The sequence below is a fragment of the Sphingomonas sorbitolis genome (genome assembly GCF_036663875.1).
Lineage (GTDB): Bacteria > Pseudomonadota > Alphaproteobacteria > Sphingomonadales > Sphingomonadaceae > Sphingomonas.
Genome location: NZ_JAXOJS010000005.1, coordinates 149,579 through 166,188 on the forward strand (window position 1 = coordinate 149,579; position 16,610 = coordinate 166,188).

Below are 16,610 nucleotides of genomic sequence, written 5' to 3' on the forward strand. Positions count from 1 at the left end.
TCGTCAGGATGACGGCAGATACGGTATGCCGTGGGCGATCAGATTTCGTCGATCATGCCGGCGAGCGTCTCGAGCATCGCATGCGCGAGCTGTTTCGAGCGCTCGGGCGACCAGCCGAATTCGGGATCGGCGTTGGCGTCGTGATCCTTGAACGGCATCTCCAGCGTCATCGACACCGCGCCGAAGCGCTCGGCGAGCTGGTTGGTCGACATCGACAGGTTCGCCGAGCCCGGTGCGGACTTGGGATAGCCCTTCTCGGTCTGGAAATCGGGCGTGTGCGCCGCGAGCCGCCGGCCGTATTCGTAGAACTTGTCGCCGTGCGCGTCGGTCCAAGAGGGGATGCCTTCGAAACCGGCGATGAAGTTCGCGGGGATCGCCTCGTCGCCGTGGATGTCCATCGCGACGTCGACGCCGGTCAGGTCCATCGCGTTGCGGACGCACAGGACCTCGGGGCTCTTCTCAGGCGTCGGCGTGTGCCATTCGCGGTTGAGGTTCACGCCCACGGCATTGGTGCGCAGATGGCCCCGGCGCGTGCCGTCCGGGTTCATGTTGGGGACGACGTTGAAGGTCGCTTTCGCCAGCAGGTCCGCAGTGATCGGATCGGCCGGATCGGTCAGCCGCTCGAGCGCGCCTTCCATCCACCATTCGGTCATCGATTCGCCGGGATGCTGGCGTCCGTAGATCCAGACCTGCTTGGGCCCCGACCCGGTCGTGAAGCAATCGATCGCCTGACCGTCGAGCGACTGGCCGAGTTCACGGTGCGTGACGCCCGGCAACAACGCGGTGCGGGCCACCAGCGCCTCGTGCATCTCCATCGTGTACGGCGCGAAATAGGCGAACCAGGCGAGATCGGTGTCTGCGGTAAAGTCGAACTCCAGTACGCCATTTTCATAGCGCGTCTCGATCATCCGCCACGCTTGGCGATCGGTGCTGGCGCGCGTCTTGTAGCCCGGCCAGCCGAACGGATAGGCCGACTTGCCCGCATTGAGAATGCGGTAGGTCAGTTTCCGCCCGGCCGTGCCCGCCACCCGGAAATAGAACCATTGGAAAAAGTCGGACTGGAAATCGGTGACGATCTCCAGGTCGATTCGATCCCCGTCGATGGCGACAACACGGATGTTGCCGCCATCGAAGGCTGCGTTGATGGTAACGGGAGTAGCGGCGGGACTCATGGGCTTGTCGTTCATTTCACCTGAATAGTGCGGCCGGACTCGCCGGGGAACCCCATGAACAAGGCCTGCGCCAGCTTGGTGGCCTGGATATCGGTCCGTGCGTCCTCCTTGCGGGCGTCGGCGAACGACTGTGCGCGACCTTCCCAGACGGGCGACTGGTCCGCGGTGCGCTTGATAGTCACCGATAGCTCTGAGACGAGGATCGCGGTGCTGCCGCCGCCGCCGATCGGGAAGCCTACGCCGCCGCCAAGACCGACGCCGCCACCGCCACGACCGCCGCTAAAGCCGCCGCCGCCGAGGCCGATGCTGATCGGCGACCGCTTTGGTGGGCCAGCCTGGGTGGTGCGCGTGAAGCCGACGGTCGCGACCAGTAGCGGCTTAGCGCCCGGCGTCGGCACGCTGTAACCCGCCTTGAGCAACTCGCCCTGCACGGCGGCGGCGTAGGTCTTGAACTCGAGGCTGGCGGGGCCGCCGCCGGTGAGCGGCTGGACCGCGATCGTCCCGCGGTCGATCGGCTCGCCGAGATGATAGCGCAGCACCTCGGTCGGGGGCAGCGACGGGCCAGTCGCGCACGCGGTGAGGGATGCGCCTGCCAGCGCCAGGACCAGGATCGAACGTACCGCCATCGGGACTTCCTTAGAATGTTGCGCTATAGTAACGCTCTGACCAGCCGAGTGGGTTCCCGGATGGTCGTAGCGTGTCCGTTGCTTGACTTGGACACACCCCGCCATTAGGCGATCCCGTCTTTCCGCACACCTAGATTTGAAAAGAAGCGAATCGATCATGAAGATCCGCAATTCCCTGAAGTCGCTCAAGGATCGTCACCGCGATAACCGCGTGATCCGTCGTCGTGGCCGTACCTACGTTATCAACAAGACCAACCGTCGCTTCAAGGCACGCCAGGGCTAACCTCCTGGTTACCGCCGTCATTTTCGACGTCGGTCGTGTCCTTTACGACTGGGATCCGCGGATCCTGTACGAGCGCCTGATCGACGACGATCGGGCGCTCGACGCGTTCCTGCGCGACGTCGTGACGATCGACTGGCACTTCCAGCACGACGCTGGCCGCGACTTCGCCGACACCTCGGCGGAGCTGGCCGCGTTGCATCCGCAGCATGCCGAGCTGATCGCCGCCTGGGGGCCGCGATTCAACGAGAGCATCGGTGCGCGAATCGCTGGGATGCAAGAGATCGTCGAGGAGCTGGACGCGGCCGGCGTACCGCTGTTCGCGATCACGAACTTCAGCCACGAGTTCTGGCCACCCTTCCGCGCGCGTGAAGCGCATCTGTTCGACCGGTTCCGCGACGTGGTCGTGTCGGGCGAGGAGAAGATGGTGAAGCCGGATGCGGCGATCTATCGGCTGGCGCTGGAGCGATTCGGGTTGGCGGCGGCAGACGCGGTGTTTGTCGACGACAATGCGGCGAATGTGGCGGCGGCGCGAGCGCTCGGGATCGAATCGGTGATGTTTACGAACGCAGCAGATTTCCGTGCGCGATTGGTCGAGCTGGGGCTCCCGATCGCAGCGTAGCCCTATCGCCTACCCGAAGCTTGTTTCCCCGCAAAGGCGGGAACCCAGCCTGGGCTCCCGCCTTCGCGGGAGAACAAGGAGGGGATTACTGCCCTCGCCTCTTTGCAATCACCGATCGAGCGAAACCGACTGGCGCAAATTGGCGATCGCGGTCTCCTGATCCGCAACCGGCGGCTCCGGGGCCACGCCACCCTCGAAATCATCCGTTACCGTCACTGTCGTCCCTAGCGTCGTTACCCCGAACAATTGCTTCGCAAAGCCGAGTGGTACGCGGATGCACCCGTGCGACGCGGGGAAACCCGGATTCCGGCCCGCGTGGATCGCAATCCCGTCCCAGGTTAGCCGCTGCATGAACGGCATCGATGCGTCATCGTACAGGCTCGACTTATGGACCGCGTTCTTCTGCAGGATTGGATACGTGCCGAGCGGGGTATCCTTGCCATCCTTGCCGCTGGAGATCGTAGTCGCCGCAATCATCGTCGCGCCTCGATAGACGAACGCACGCTGCTCCAGCAGACTGATGACGATGCTGACCGGCTCGCTAGAGCCATTGTCCTTCCAGACGAATTGGTTCGGCGAGAGCTCGGTCGCGGCCTGCTCAATCGGCATCGCCGCGATCGCGGCGGCCGATGCGGCCCACACGGGTTGACCCGCGAACAGCGCGAACATCAACCCCATTGCCATAGCAGACTGCACGATCCTGCTCATCTCTTCGTAGCTCTCCGAGTCTCGATATTGCGTCCAACGCACGATTCTCCAGAACGTGCCGTCGCGCCGCTGAGTCGACGAAGCGACCCCAAGCCGGGGTAGTTCGAGGGAACGGACCCACAACCAGTGGAAATGGTTGCAGAATATTCACCGAAAATCTGCTATACGTTCGGTCACGGGAACTGGGGCAATTACGGGAAAATCGATGCACGACGAAGGTCTTGTGCGCGAACGACGCGCGCTTCTGAAGAACGGTTTGGTTTTGGCGGGGGCACTTGCGGTACCGGGGGCGGTATCCGCTACGCCACATCTTTCGCGGGCGCTGACCGCGCGCGATCTGAAGCCTATGACGCAGCCACCGCTGCCGCGGACCACGGTCGCGGTCACCTCGCCGCGGGTGGTCCGGCCCGATCTGCTGCGCCAGGCGATGGCGTCGCTGAGCCGTCACGGTAGCCGCATCCAGCATCACGACCGCATCGCGATCGCCGATTTCGCGGCACCGTCGGGCAAGCCGCGGTTCCACTTCATCGACCTCGCCAGCGGTCGCAGCACCTCGTTGCTGGTCGCGCACGGCAGCGGCTCCGACCCTGCGCATACCGGCTATCTCGAGCGCTTCTCGAACCGCTTCGGCTCGAACGCCTCGTCGGAGGGCGCGTTCGTCACCGACGACTATTACGTCGGCAAGCATGGCCGCTCGCAGCGCCTGATCGGGCTCGATCCAACCAACGACAACGCGCTCGATCGCGCCATCGTCGTCCATTCGGCGTGGTACGCGAACAAGGACATGATCGAGAGCCACGGCATGCTCGGTCGCAGCCAAGGCTGCTTCGCGGTCGGCGAGCGCGATCTCGACCAGGTGTTCGCACGGCTCGGTGCCGGCCGGATGATCTACGCGGCGAAGGTTTGAGCCGTCATCCCAGCGAAAGCTGGGATATGCCCGTTTGCAGGCGTCATCCACCTCGCGAGATACCCCAGCTTCCGCTGGGGTGACGGAATTGTGAGGCGACATCGCGCACCCCAGACCCGTCATCCCAGCGGACGCTAGGACATCTCGGTTTGGCGCGCGTCATCTGATATGTGAGATACCGCAGCTGTCGCGGGGGTGACGGGATTTTGAGGCGACATCGCGTACCCTAGACCCGTCATCCCAGCGGACGCTGGGATATTCCGATTTGACGGGCGTCATCCGTCTCGTGAAATACTCCCGCCTTCGCTGGGGTGACGGTGATGGGTGAAGTGGCAATTTCTCCGGCGGATATGTTCGTCGTTACCCCATCGCGCGGCGCGGCCCTGCCCCGCCACCTACCCAGCGGTCTGTGCCATTCGACTCTGCTCCATTCGCCGACGCGCGCGGCGTACGCCGCCGATAAATCCCGACCACAGCAGCGCCTCGAGCCCGGCATAGCCAAGCCCGAGATGATCGGGCCGCACCGCCAGCACGTCGCCCAGCCGCACCGTCCCCGCGCGCAACCCGGCGCGGCCAATGTCGCCCCAGCGTCGCGCCGTCTCCCAGCGAATCAGGCGGATATCGTGGGCCGAGCAGTCGTGCGTCGCGAGAAAATCCGCCTGGATCACGCTCAGCGCGCTCCCCAACGTTGCCAGCGCGGCGCGGTCAGGAACGGGGCGCTTGGCCATGCTATGCTGGACGATCAGACCTGCGACCCGCGCGGCGCGTTCGTCGAACAACCGCGCATAGCGTTCGGTCAGCACACGCACGGACGCCGCCTCCATGATGTCGACGAACCGCTTCGACACGCCGCCCGGATGGACGCGGTACAGCACCAGGGCCTCGTCCAGCCGCGCGATCGCGCCGAAATGCTGGATCCGCTGATACAGGTCGAAATCCTCGGCGTAGAGGAGTTCCGGTCGGGTCACAGGATCGAGCCGCCGGGCCACCTCGGTCCGCATCATCGTCGACGACCAGACCAGCGGATTCTCGATGCAGGTCAGCCACGCGACCAGCGCGGGCGTGGTGGTCGGTGCATAGCTGGACGGACCGACCACGCCTTCGGTCAACAACTCGGCGGCGGTGCCCAGCAATACCGTGTCCGGATGCGAGTCGAGATACGCCACCTGGCGCGCGAAGCGATCGGGGCGGCAGATATCGTCATGGTCGAGCGCGGCGATGTAGCGCCCACGCGCCTCCGCAAACCCACGATTGCGCGCCTTCACCGGGCCGCCGTTCTTTGCCATCACGACCAGTCGCACGCGCGGATCGGGCCAGGCTCGTATCACCTCGCGCGTGTCGTCGGCCGAGCAGTCGTCGACCACGATCACTTCGAAATCCCCGAACGTTTGCGCCGTCAGACTGGCGAGCGTCTCCTCGATCAACCCTGCACCGTTATACGCCGCCATGACGACGCTGATCACCGGTACGCCCGCGCGCGCATCGACGGTCGGATCCTGCCGAATGTCGCTCTGCATTCCCGTCGAACTCACGCTGCTGCCATTACCTTCGATGTCATCACCTGATCGACGATCATGAGGCCCACATCGTTCTGCCATAACCACAAGCCATTCGCCTGCCCCGAAAAACTACGTTCCCCACCGAGCGGCCCCCACGGCACGAACCCGGCAGCGAGCCCAAGCCCGTACAGTCCCGAAATCGGCGCTTCGTCGGCATCGACGATCCGGCAATGGCGATCGACCATTGGTTTGCCGTCATGCGCCGCCAACGATATCGGCAGGCCGTCGCGGTCGACGATCGGCAGTGCGATCGGTCGATAACCGAGCGCCGCGATCACCAGATCCGCCTGTTCGACGACTGCGCGCGCGTCTTCGTCGCCATCGCTATCGCCGGCTATGCGGTGCAACGTCACGCGGGGATCGGGCGCGCGACCGTCGATGCCGAGCATCCTCAACACCAGATCGCGCGCTTCAAGGCGAAATCCTGCAAGACGATAGACGAACCCCGACACCGGGCAGACGTCGTCGGGGCCGAAATCGGTGAACCCTTCGGCGTGCGCCGCTTCGATCGAATGGTAAAAGGGGCGCAGCGGACGGCGGTGCAGCAGCGTGATGGCCCCCGCCCCCAGCGGCAGCGCCGGCTGACTCTTAATCAGCAGCGCGATCGTCGTCAGCGCGCTGGTCGACCCGCCGATCACCGCGATCTTCGGGTTGCGCCTGCCGGTCAGGATATCGGCGACCTTCTCGAACCCGCCTACGGTCAGAACGTCGTCCGACTGGAGCAGCCGTCCGCTCGCAAGATCGACCAGGCTGGCCCCCGCAACGCGCTGCATCGCGAGCCGGTCGAGCGGCTGGTGACCGCCGGTCGCGACGACGACGTTGCGCGCAAGCTGGTCGAAGACGTGCCCGTCGGCCAGCCGGCGGACCTGTACGCTCCATATGCCGTCGCCGACCCGTTTCGCGCCCAGTGCCTCGTGCCCGGTCAGCATGGTGCCACCATTCTCGCGGACGATATCCGTCAAGCGATCGCCGGTCGCACGCAACAGCGGCCCGACCTCGGTCAGCGGTACGCCTAGCGCACCCTCATGCGCCGCGACCGCACGCCCGGCGGGGTGATCGACCAGCCGCGCGAGTTCGGGATGCACATTGTCGCGCACCGCGGTCAGGAAAGTCTGCGCGGTCGAATCGGAGGTGATCGCGTAGCGCCCAAGCCGCCCGCCACCGATCGCATTGCTGCGCTCGATCACCATCAGCCCCGACGCGGCCAGATCGGGTAGCAGGCCGCGCTTCGTCGCCGAGGTCAGCATCGCCGTCCCCGCAGGGCCACCGCCGACGACGATGACCGACGCGATCGCACCGCCGGGGCCGCGTACCGACGCCCGTCGGTCGAGCGGCTGGATGATCGCCGCGCACGCCGATGCCAGCGCGGTTGCCGCCCGCCGCGCATCGTCGACAGTCATCGCATCGGTAATCGGCAACGACAGCATCCGCCCCGCGATCCTGTCCGCAACCGGCGTCGGCTCGATCATCGCGGTCGCCTGAAACCACGGCTGTTCGCCGAGATGCGGGCTGAAATATCGACCGCAGCCAACGCCGTCCGCCTCGATGCTCTCGACGATCGCGTCGCGGTGGTGCGCGATATGCTCGGGGAGCAGGACAGGCATGAACTGCATCGCGCGGCGGCGGCCCGATACCGCCTGGAACTGGAAATCGGGCAGCGTCGCGCGGTAGGTATCGTCCAGTTCCGCACGATGCCCGGCAATCGCATCGATCTCGGCCAGCTTGGCCTGCGCGATGATCGCGGTGACCTCGGGCAGCTTGGCGTTGATCCCGGGCAGCGTCGCATTGCGGCTACCCTCGAAGCCGAAATTGCCCATCGACCGCAATGTCGCGATCAGGTCGACGTCGCCGCTGTGGATCAACCCGCCCTCCCCCACCGCGAACGTCTTGGTTGCATGCATCGAGTGCACGACGGCGAACGGCGCACGGGCGCCAAAGCCAACTCCCGCATCGTCGAGCGTGCCGAGCGACGAGGCCGCATCGACCACCACACCGACGCCGTAGCGCCGCTGGAAATGCACGTAGCGGTCGAGGTCGATCGCGTTGCCGAAGGTCGCATAGGGCACGACCACGCCGATCCGCTCACCGTGTCGCTGGAGCAGCCGCTCCTCTTCCAGCGCGCAGGCACCCCAATCGTCGGGATTGATATCGCAGACCAGCGGCGTCAGCCCGGCCCATGCTGCCGCCTGCGCGGTCGCGGCGAAGGTAAGCGCGGGCATCAGTGCCAGCGTGCCCTGTTTCGGGTTCAGACCGCCCGTCCGCATCCCCGACGCGTGGCGGATTGCGAGCATCAGCCCGAGCGTGGCGTTGCCGACCGCGAGGCATGCACCGTGGCCGCCGAACAGCTTTTCGGTCACCCCGGCCTCGAACGCGCGAACCTCCGGGCCGTTGTTGCTGAACACCCCCGATGCCTCGACCCGACGCAGCGCATCGAGGTGCTCGCTCAGCCGCGGCGGGTTCGGCGCGATCAGGGGGAGGCGTTTCATCGGCGATCCGGTCTGTTGTGCGACAGATCTATGACCCACCGCCTCCTAAGAACCAGTTACGCGAGCAAACGCCAATATATGCAAGATAGTCATTTCCTTACATCACCCCGGATCGCGTCCGGGGTGATGCAGGACTTTCAGCGTACCAGTGGCAAGCTGATATAGCTTTCATCGGGGCCCGCAACGGTGATCTTCTGCGTCGCCTTCACGTAATCCTTGGGCTGCGCGAAGAAGATGTTCGGGACAAAGGTCTGCGGGTTACGATCGTAGAGTGGGAACCAGCTCGACTGCACCTGCACCATGATCTTGTGCCCCGGCAGGAACACATGGTTGGTGGTCGGCAACGCGAACTTGTACTTGAGCGGTACGTTCGCCGCGATCGGCTTGGCGACGGCCAGATCCTCGCGGTAGCGCCCGCGGAAGATGTCCATCGCGATGGACAATTGATACCCCGCCATCGCCTTGTCACCGGGATAGACGTCTGGATACACGTCGATCAGCTTCACCACCCAGTCGCTGTCGGTGCCGCTGGTCGCCGCGGTCAGGTTCACTTCCGGAACGCCGGCGATCGTCGTCGGTGTGGTCAGCGCGTCGGTGGTGAAGGTCAGCACGTCGGGACGGCCGGAGACCGCGCGCTGATCGTCGACGAGCCACTGTTTCCAGGTCGATCCGCTCGCATAGGTCGGCAGCGTCGGGCGCACGCGGTAGCTGACGGGCGCGGCCGGGTCGGAGATATAGTCCGCCGTCGTCGCCGCGCCGCCGGTGGCCTGGAAGCCGAGCGCGCCGCCCGGCTTGAGGTAGAGCGGCGTGCCCGCCGTGGAAGCGGCTGGCCAGCTCTGGAGCTTCTGCCACTCGTTGCGGCCCGACTGGAACATCGTCACCGGCGCGACGTCCATCGCCGGCTGGTCGGTCTTCAGATAATGCGCGAGGAACGGCGCGAGCACGTGCCAGCGCCACCATTTGGCGGTGTCGGCATCCCATTTGATCGCACTCAGTGCGCTGCCGTCGCGCACCTCCTGGCCGTGATACCAAGGCCCCATCGACAGATAGACCATGTCGTTGGCGGTGTCCTTGGGCTCCAGCGCGCGATAGACCGCGGGTGCACCGTAGATGTCCTCCTGATCCCACAGGCCGCCGACGATCAGCGTCGGGACCTTTAGCGGCTGGCCGGCAAGCACGGTGTCCATCGCCTGCGTCGACCAGAACGAGTCATAGGCGGGATGCTGCGTGATCTTGCGCCAGAAGCCGAGCTGTTCGAGCCCCTGCGCCTTACCGATCGCACCCGCCGAGCCGCCCTTGAGGTAATAGTCGTAGTCGTCGGCGGTGTCGGTGATCCACGGCGTGCCCGCATCCTTGGTCGCTTCCTGGCCGAGGACGTAGGGCATCATACCCTCGCGGAACGCGCCGTTGTGAAACCAGTCGTCGCCGCGCCAGCCGTCGACCATCGGGTTCATCGGCACCGAGACCTTCAGCGCCGGATGCGGGTTGATCAGCGCCATCAGCGGCAGGAAGCCGTCATAGCTTATCCCGCTGATACCGACGCGCCCGTTCGATTCGGGGACGTGCTTCACCAGCCAGTCGATCGTGTCGTAGGTGTCGGTCGAATCGTCGGTCTTGGTCGGGTTCTGCGCCGTGCCGGCGCGCGCCGGGTTCATCATGTAGATGCCCTGTGATCCGTGCATCCCGCGGACGTCCTGGATCACGCGGATATAGCCCGCCGCGGCGATCACGTCGGCCGCGCCGTCGCCGTTCTGCAGAATTCCCGCATAGGTGCCGCTGTCGACCTTGGTTTGGCCGTCGGCATCATAGGGTGTGCGCGTCATCAGGATGCCCGCGTCCTTCGCGCCCTTGGGCACGATGATGACGGTGTGCAGCTTCACCCCGTCGCGCATCGGGATCTCGACGACTTTGCGAACGTAATCGTAGCCGACGTCGCGCGGTGCCATCTTGGCGGGGCGCTCGTCGTAATTCTGTGCGGTCGCGGGATTGGTTGTAGCGACGGCAAGCGTAGCAAGCGCGCAGGCTGTGAGCAGACGGGTCATCGATTTCATGTTCTTCTTCCTTCCCTCCCGGACCAAAAAAGAAAAAGGCTCGCCTTTCCGTGCGGAAATACGAGCCCCTCCCATAATGTAGCTCAGACCGCAGCGTGCCGCAGACCGTCGTCCCAGCGAAAGCTGGGGTCTTTCGCTTGGCGGGTGCCGGTGGCCTCTCTGCGAGATCCCAGCTTTCGCTGGGATGACGGTTGTGGGATTGGGGGCATCGCAGGGCGTAAGGCGGTCACGGTCGTCAGGCTTGACCGTTACGCGGTCCGCGTACCGGTCAGCGGGAAGCTGCCGAACGCGCCGGCTGCGACGCTGCCCTTGAGGACGTCATCCTCGACGGTCGCCTTGCAGTCGAGCGTCATTGGCATCGGCACGGTCATGCTCTGCTTCCAGGTGATCGTGTCGCCATCGACCTCGCCGGTGACATCCATGCCGCCCATCGCGCCCGACACCGCACCGGTGAAGGTGCTGCCGGCTCTGTTGACGGTCAGCGTCATCTTCTGGTCGCCCAACGGCGATTTGACCACGCAATCCCAGCTGCCATCGACGTTTGCCATTATTCTCTCTCCTGAAGCACCGCCCGGAACGCCCGGGCTCTGCAATTATTTGGCGCCGGCAACCGACGCCGCGGGGATGACCTCGACCGGCAAACCGATGCTGTCAAGCTGCGGTCGCACCGTCTTCGCATCGCCGACCACGACCCAGATCGTCTTCTTCGGATCGAGCGCCTGCTGGATCGCAGTGTTGAGTTGCGGCAGGTTAAGTCCCTGGTATCGCTGCGTGATCGTCGCGTAGTAATCGTCGGGCCGCTTCAGCAGGTCGTTCTGCTGCATTGCGCTGAGCACCGCGTCGGACGTCTCGAAATTGCCCGACAGCGAACGGATCGCGCCGTTGATCGCACGGTCGAACTCGACCTGCGTCATCGGCTCCTTGCCGAGGAACGCGCCGATGTCGCCGCGCAGTGCCGCGATCGAGGGGCCGGTCTGGTCCGCCTGCACCGGCGCCGACAGGACATAGGGCGCGGCCTGCTCGTTCTGCTGGAAGCGCCCCGACACGCCGTACGACCAATGCCTGGTCTCGCGCAGGTCCATGTTGACGCGACCGAGGAAGCTGCCGCCGAGCGCATCGTTTGCGGTCGCGATCGGCAGCAGGTCCTGCGTGCCCTTGAGCCCGGTCGGCACGCCGGCGACGATCAGCGACTGCGGGCTGTCCGGCCGGTCGATCAACACGATCTTCGGCGCGGACGGCGTTACGGTCGCAGGAAAAGCCTTCACGCCGGGCGCGCCGGTGGGACGCCACGACCCGAACCGCGCATCGAGCGCCGCCTTCACCTCGGCGAGCGGACGATCGCTAACGACGAAGATCTTCGCCTTGTCGGGCCGCAGCCACGCCTGCTGGAACGCGACCAGATCGGCACGCGTCAGCGCCGCCACCGCCTTCGGATCGCCGCTGCCCTGCGCCTTGGCATAGGGCGAGGTCGGCCCGAGCAGCTTCGGCAGCACGCGCGTCGCCAACCCCTGCGGGCTGGTCAGCTCCTGTGCGATCTGCGCCAATTGCTGGTTCTTGACGCGCGCGACCTCGGCATCGGCGAACGCCGGATTCTGCGCAATGTCCGCGAACAGGTCGACCGCCGGCGCCATGTTCGCACTCGGCACCTGGAGCGACAGGAAGGTCCGATCGTTCGATGCGCCCGAACCGATATCCGCACCCAGACGCTCCTTGGCTTCCGCCAGCGCGAGCGAATCACGCGTCGCGGTGCCCTCGTCCATCATCGACAGCGTCAGCTTCTGCGTGCCGAGCTTGGTGGGCACGTCGGCCGCGACGCCGGCATCAAAGCTCAGCACCGCCTGCGTCACCGGCACCGCGTCGCGCTGCGCGTAGACCAGCTCGATACCGTTGCTCAGACGGGTGCGCTCGACCTTCGGGAAGCTCAGGCCCGCCACTTTACCGACCGCCGGCAAGGCGCCACGCGTGCCCTTTGGCGGCGCTTCGGGCGCGGGCACCACATCGGCCTTGGGCGGCACGACCGCATTGGCATAGGCATCGCGCGCGCCGGGCACGACGGTCAGCGAATAGGCGGGACGCGACAGCCACTTCGCCGCCGCCGCGCGCACGCTAGCGGGCGTCTCGGCCGCGAGCTGGAGCAGCTGTTTCTTGTAGAAGCCGGGATCGTTCGAATACAGCGCGCCTTCGGCAAGAGTCACCGCCTTGCCGCCGAACCCGCCGACCGATTCAAGCCCCTCCATCTTGCGCGCCGCCGTCGTTGTCGCGACGCGGCTGACCTCGTCGGCGGCCGGGCCGTTCTTGAGGAAGTCCGCGAGGATCTCGTCGATCCTCTTGGTCACCAGCGCAGGGTCGACGCCCTCGCGGACGATCGCCTGGATCTCGAACATGCCGAGCTGGCTGAAGCTGCTGTTCTCGGCGGAAATCCGCGTGACCAGCTTCTCCTTCTTGACCAGCGCGGTATCGAACCGGCTGCTGGCGAGACCGCCGAGGACGCCCGCCGCGACGTCCAGCGCGGTGCCGTCCTTGTCGTTCAGGCCGGGTACCACCCAGTTGCGGCTGATCATCACCGCGGCGACGCGGTCCTTGATCGTCTCGCTGACCGGCGCGGGCAGGGTCGGGATCGGCGCGGGCGGGACGATGCTCTCGGGGCCCTTGGGGATGCCGCCGAAATACTTCTCCGCGAGCCGCTTGGCGGTCGCCGCATCGACGTCGCCGGCGAGCACTAGTACCGCGTTGTTCGGGCCGTAATGATCCTTGAACCAGTCCTTCACGGTCTGCAGCGACGCCGCATCGAGATCCGCCATCGAGCCGATCGTGGTGTGGCCGTAAGGGTGATCCACCGAGAACAGCCCTTCGGTGATCTTGTACTGGGTCAGGCCGTAGGGCTGGTTGTCGCCCTGGCGCTTTTCGTTCTGGACGACGCCGCGCTGCTCGTCGAGCACGCCCTGCGTGATCGCGCCGGTCAGATAACCCATCCGGTCGGATTCGAGGAACAGCGCGCGGTCGAGCGCCGCGGTCGGCACCGTCTCGAAATAATTGGTGCGATCGAAATAGGTGGTGCCGTTGAAGTCGGTGGCGCCGACCTGTTTCAACGGCTCGAAGAAATCGCCGGGTGCGTTCTCGGAGCCGTTGAACATCAGATGCTCGAACAGATGCGCGAAGCCGGTCTTGCCCTTCGGCTCGAACTTCGACCCGACGTTATACCAGACGCTGACCGCCACGACGGGCGCCTTGCGATCGGTATGGACGACAACGCGCAGGCCGTTCTTCAGCGTGAACTGCTGGTACGGAATATCAACCGACTTGACCAAATCGGCGACCGGAGCAGGGCGCGCTGCGGGCGTCTGCTGCTGCTGCGCCTGTGCGGCGGGAACCAGGAAGGCCGCGAGCGATACGCCGGCCAGAACGGTAAATTTCGACATCATGTGCAAGCGCCACCCCGGTTCGTCTGTTACAGGCAACATACGCACGCCGATCCCGACGGCAACAAGGATCGCGAAATCAATCGGTAACGGGCCGATCGGGTAGCTCCGCAGCAACCGCTTCGCTATCCAGCGGCATGAGCGAAGCGCCATCGAGCAGAACACAGCGCCTGAAGCGCGTCCTCACCCGGCGTAGCGGCCTCGCGGTGGGAACAGCCACCACTATCGTGTCGCACTACCCTGTTTCGACTGTCGCGATCGTACCACACAGGCGCGACAGATGATCCGCCCCGAGATTTCGGCGCGTCAGATCGGCATGCAGGATCAGCCGCTCGCGATCATCGATGGTTTTCATCCTGATCCCGATGCGCTGCGTACCCATGCCGCCACGCATGCGTTCGAGCAGGGTCGCAACCATTATCCCGGGCTGCGCGCGCCGCTGCCGGCGGGTTATCTGGCTGCGATCCGACCCGCGCTGACGGCGGTGTTGTCAGGAATATTCTATCACAATGCCGGGTTCGCGACGATCGACGCGAGCTATGCGATGGTGACCATACCGGCCGATCGACTCACGCTGGCGCAGCAGCTGCCGCATGTCGATGCGGTCGATCCTGGTCGCATCGCGCTGGTGCACTATCTCAGTCCCGAACGGCGCGACGGAACTGCATTCTATCGACACCGTGCGACGGGTACCGAAACGGTCGATGCCGCGCACGCACCGGACTATTTTGCGCGCCTCAACGCCGAGCTGGCGCGCGACGGCCTGCCCGAGCCATCCTATATCGCCGGCTCGACCCCCTTGTTCGAGCAGATCGCGCAGGTCGAGGCTCGCTATAACCGGGCCGTGATCTATCGCAGCGCATCGCTGCACAGTGGCGTGATCGCACCGGACACCGTGCTGAGCGAGGATCCGCTGCAAGGACGCCTGACGATCACTGCGTTCCTGTTGCTCGACTAAAGCGGGGTCGCCGGACGCCACTCGGCGCCGGGCGGATCACCTGCGTGTTCGACGCGACGCGCCACCGCTTCATCGCGACGTGCCACCGGAATAGCGCCGTTTAAGTCGACTTTAGCATATTTTACGGCAGAGGACTGTCATCCGTGCACTGTGCGGCGATCCTGGTCGGCGATTCCTTGTCGGCGCCCCGGTTCGACGACCTCCTCGACTACCCCTTCAACCATCAAGGCAGCGCGCGTGTTTCTACGGGACGATCAGCGGTATGAACTGGCCGGCGTCGCGGTGACGCGGGGCCCTGTCTTGCGCATGCCGTCATCGGCAACACTGACGCCGCGCGAGTCGCCCGTCGACATTTTGCGCGGTGCGGCAACACGGATCGACTGGGTTCCGGACCTGGGCGCGCGGATCGGCAGCCTCGACTGGTGGCGCGGGTTGGCGACGTGCACGGCATTGTGCGCAGCAAGCTGGGCGTTGTCGCCGGGGATCAAACCGCTGGTCGGTGCGGTGCCGCCACCGCTTGCCGGCGCGGAATGGGACGAGGCCCGCGCACAGGGCATTACCGCGATCGGTCAGGGGGCAGCGACCGGCCGGCGAATGGCCGCCAACGACCTTGTCGCACCGCTTGCCGAGGTCCCCGAACGGCCGACGGTCGAGCTCTCTGCGACACTCGGCCAGGGCGACCGGCTCGATCGCGTCCTGATGCGCGCGGGGGTCGGTCGTCCCGATGCCGATGCCGCCGCCGCCTTGGTCGCGCAGGCGGTACCCCTCGACGACATCGCCGCGGGAACACGCATCGCGCTGACGCTTGGTCGACGCCCTGATCGCACCGTTACCCGACCGCTCGAAGCGCTCGACTTCCGCGCCCGGTTCGATCTGGGGCTGGCCCTGGCGCGCACCGCGACGGGACTGGCGATGCACCGCAAGCCGATAGCGATCGACGCGACGCCACTGCGGATCCAGGGGCTCGTCGGATCGAGCCTGTACCGATCGATGCGCGCCGCCGGGGTGCCGGCAAAGGCGGTCGAATCGTACATCAAGGCTATTGCGACTCGTGTATCGATCGGTCGCGACGTCGACCCGGCGGACAGTTTCGACCTGATAATCCAGCGCCAGCGCGCTGCGACCGGGGAGACGCGGATCGGCGACCTGCTGTTCGCCGGGATCGATCAGGGGCGACACAAGGTGCAACTCGTCCGCTTCGGGCCGGGCGGCGCCGATGCCGACGCCGACGCCGGTGGCGAGGGTGATGCCGGCGCCCCGCCGCGGACCGATGGCTGGTTCGACGCGAACGGCCAGACCGAGCGGCGCGCCGTGTCCGGCTTGCCCGTATCGGGGCGCATCACCTCGAACTTCGGCTTGCGAATGCATCCGCTGCTGGGCTTCACCCGCATGCACAAGGGCCTCGACATCGGCGCGCCCTATGGTGCGCCGATCCATGCCATGACCGACGGCATCGTCGCGTTCGCGGGACGGACCGGCGGCTATGGTAACTTCGTAAAGCTGATGCATGGCGGCGGCACGGCAAGCGGCTATGGTCATATGAGCCGGATCGCAGTGTCGTCAGGCACACGCGTGCGGCAGGGACAAGTCATCGGCTATGTCGGATCGACGGGCATGTCGACCGGGCCGCATCTCCATTGGGAGGTATGGAAAAACGGCGCCGCGATCAATCCGCGCAGCGTGTCGTTCGCCAGCGTCGCGCAACTGTCGGGCGCAAGCCTGCGCGCGTTCCGGGCGAAGGTGGCGGCGCTGCTAGCGGTGCGGACGGGGACCTGACGGCAACCCGTCAATCCTACCCCGCCAGAGGAGATGCCGCCGACAG

At 65.7% G+C, this 16,610-nt stretch carries 13 protein-coding genes; 5 read left to right on the plus strand and 8 right to left on the minus strand.

The features are described from left to right. Positions 1-38: 38 nt before the first annotated feature. A complete protein-coding gene (locus U1763_RS15580; RefSeq protein WP_332755917.1) occupies positions 39-1,187 on the minus strand; it encodes a M14 family metallopeptidase in 1,149 nt (382 codons plus the stop codon). Further along, positions 1,184-1,798 carry a DUF4136 domain-containing protein gene (locus tag U1763_RS15585; protein ID WP_132735076.1) on the minus strand — a complete coding sequence of 205 codons (615 nt, stop codon included), beginning with the start codon at positions 1,796-1,798 and terminating at the stop codon, positions 1,184-1,186. The genes U1763_RS15580 and U1763_RS15585 overlap by 4 nt, the downstream gene beginning before the upstream one ends. 157 nt (positions 1,799-1,955) lie before the next feature. Here U1763_RS15585 and ykgO point away from each other — a divergent pair, with 157 nt between their 5' ends. Continuing rightward, on the plus strand, positions 1,956-2,081 hold the full coding sequence (gene ykgO / locus U1763_RS15590; RefSeq protein ID WP_003046794.1) for a type B 50S ribosomal protein L36: 126 nt from the start codon (positions 1,956-1,958) through the stop codon (positions 2,079-2,081). A gap of 4 nt (positions 2,082-2,085) precedes the next feature. Next, positions 2,086-2,700 (plus strand): HAD-IA family hydrolase, encoded by a 615-nt coding sequence (locus tag U1763_RS15595; protein WP_332756241.1) that lies wholly within the window; start codon positions 2,086-2,088, stop codon positions 2,698-2,700. Positions 2,701-2,808: 108 nt separating this feature from the next. Here U1763_RS15595 and U1763_RS15600 read toward each other — a convergent pair whose 3' ends face one another. Next, positions 2,809-3,408 (minus strand): L,D-transpeptidase family protein, encoded by a 600-nt coding sequence (locus tag U1763_RS15600; RefSeq protein ID WP_332755918.1) that lies wholly within the window; start codon positions 3,406-3,408, stop codon positions 2,809-2,811. A 205-nt stretch (positions 3,409-3,613) separates the two neighbouring features. Between U1763_RS15600 and U1763_RS15605 the strand changes: the two genes are divergently transcribed. After that, positions 3,614-4,315: a murein L,D-transpeptidase catalytic domain family protein gene (locus U1763_RS15605; RefSeq protein ID WP_132735072.1), complete on the plus strand. Its 702-nt coding sequence runs from the start codon at positions 3,614-3,616 to the stop codon at positions 4,313-4,315. A 395-nt stretch (positions 4,316-4,710) separates the two neighbouring features. On the opposite strand, the gene U1763_RS15610 is transcribed toward U1763_RS15605, so the two are convergent. From U1763_RS15610 to U1763_RS15630, 5 genes are all read right to left on the minus strand, one after another. After that, on the minus strand, positions 4,711-5,847 hold the full coding sequence (locus tag U1763_RS15610) for a glycosyltransferase family 2 protein (protein WP_332755919.1): 1,137 nt from the start codon (positions 5,845-5,847) through the stop codon (positions 4,711-4,713). Beyond that, positions 5,844-8,360, minus strand: coding sequence for a DegT/DnrJ/EryC1/StrS family aminotransferase (locus tag U1763_RS15615; protein ID WP_332755920.1), 2,517 nt, complete (start codon positions 8,358-8,360; stop codon positions 5,844-5,846). Before U1763_RS15615 ends, U1763_RS15610 begins: the two co-directional genes overlap by 4 nt. 137 nt (positions 8,361-8,497) lie before the next feature. Continuing rightward, positions 8,498-10,411, minus strand: a complete 1,914-nt coding sequence (locus U1763_RS15620; protein WP_332755921.1) for a CocE/NonD family hydrolase — start codon at positions 10,409-10,411, stop codon at positions 8,498-8,500. A 248-nt stretch (positions 10,412-10,659) separates the two neighbouring features. Further along, a complete protein-coding gene (locus U1763_RS15625) occupies positions 10,660-10,959 on the minus strand; it encodes a hypothetical protein (protein ID WP_332755922.1) in 300 nt (99 codons plus the stop codon). Positions 10,960-11,004: 45 nt separating this feature from the next. Continuing rightward, complete coding sequence (locus tag U1763_RS15630) at positions 11,005-13,830, minus strand: M16 family metallopeptidase (RefSeq protein WP_332756242.1); 2,826 nt, start codon at positions 13,828-13,830, stop codon at positions 11,005-11,007. Between the two features lie 280 nt (positions 13,831-14,110). On the opposite strand from U1763_RS15630, the gene U1763_RS15635 reads away from it, so the two are divergent. Together U1763_RS15635 and U1763_RS15640 are read left to right on the plus strand one after the other, a co-directional pair. Beyond that, a complete protein-coding gene (locus U1763_RS15635; RefSeq protein ID WP_332755923.1) occupies positions 14,111-14,788 on the plus strand; it encodes a DUF6445 family protein in 678 nt (225 codons plus the stop codon). Positions 14,789-15,025: 237 nt separating this feature from the next. Beyond that, positions 15,026-16,564, plus strand: a complete 1,539-nt coding sequence (locus U1763_RS15640; RefSeq protein WP_332755924.1) for a peptidoglycan DD-metalloendopeptidase family protein — start codon at positions 15,026-15,028, stop codon at positions 16,562-16,564. Positions 16,565-16,610: the final 46 nt, after the last annotated feature.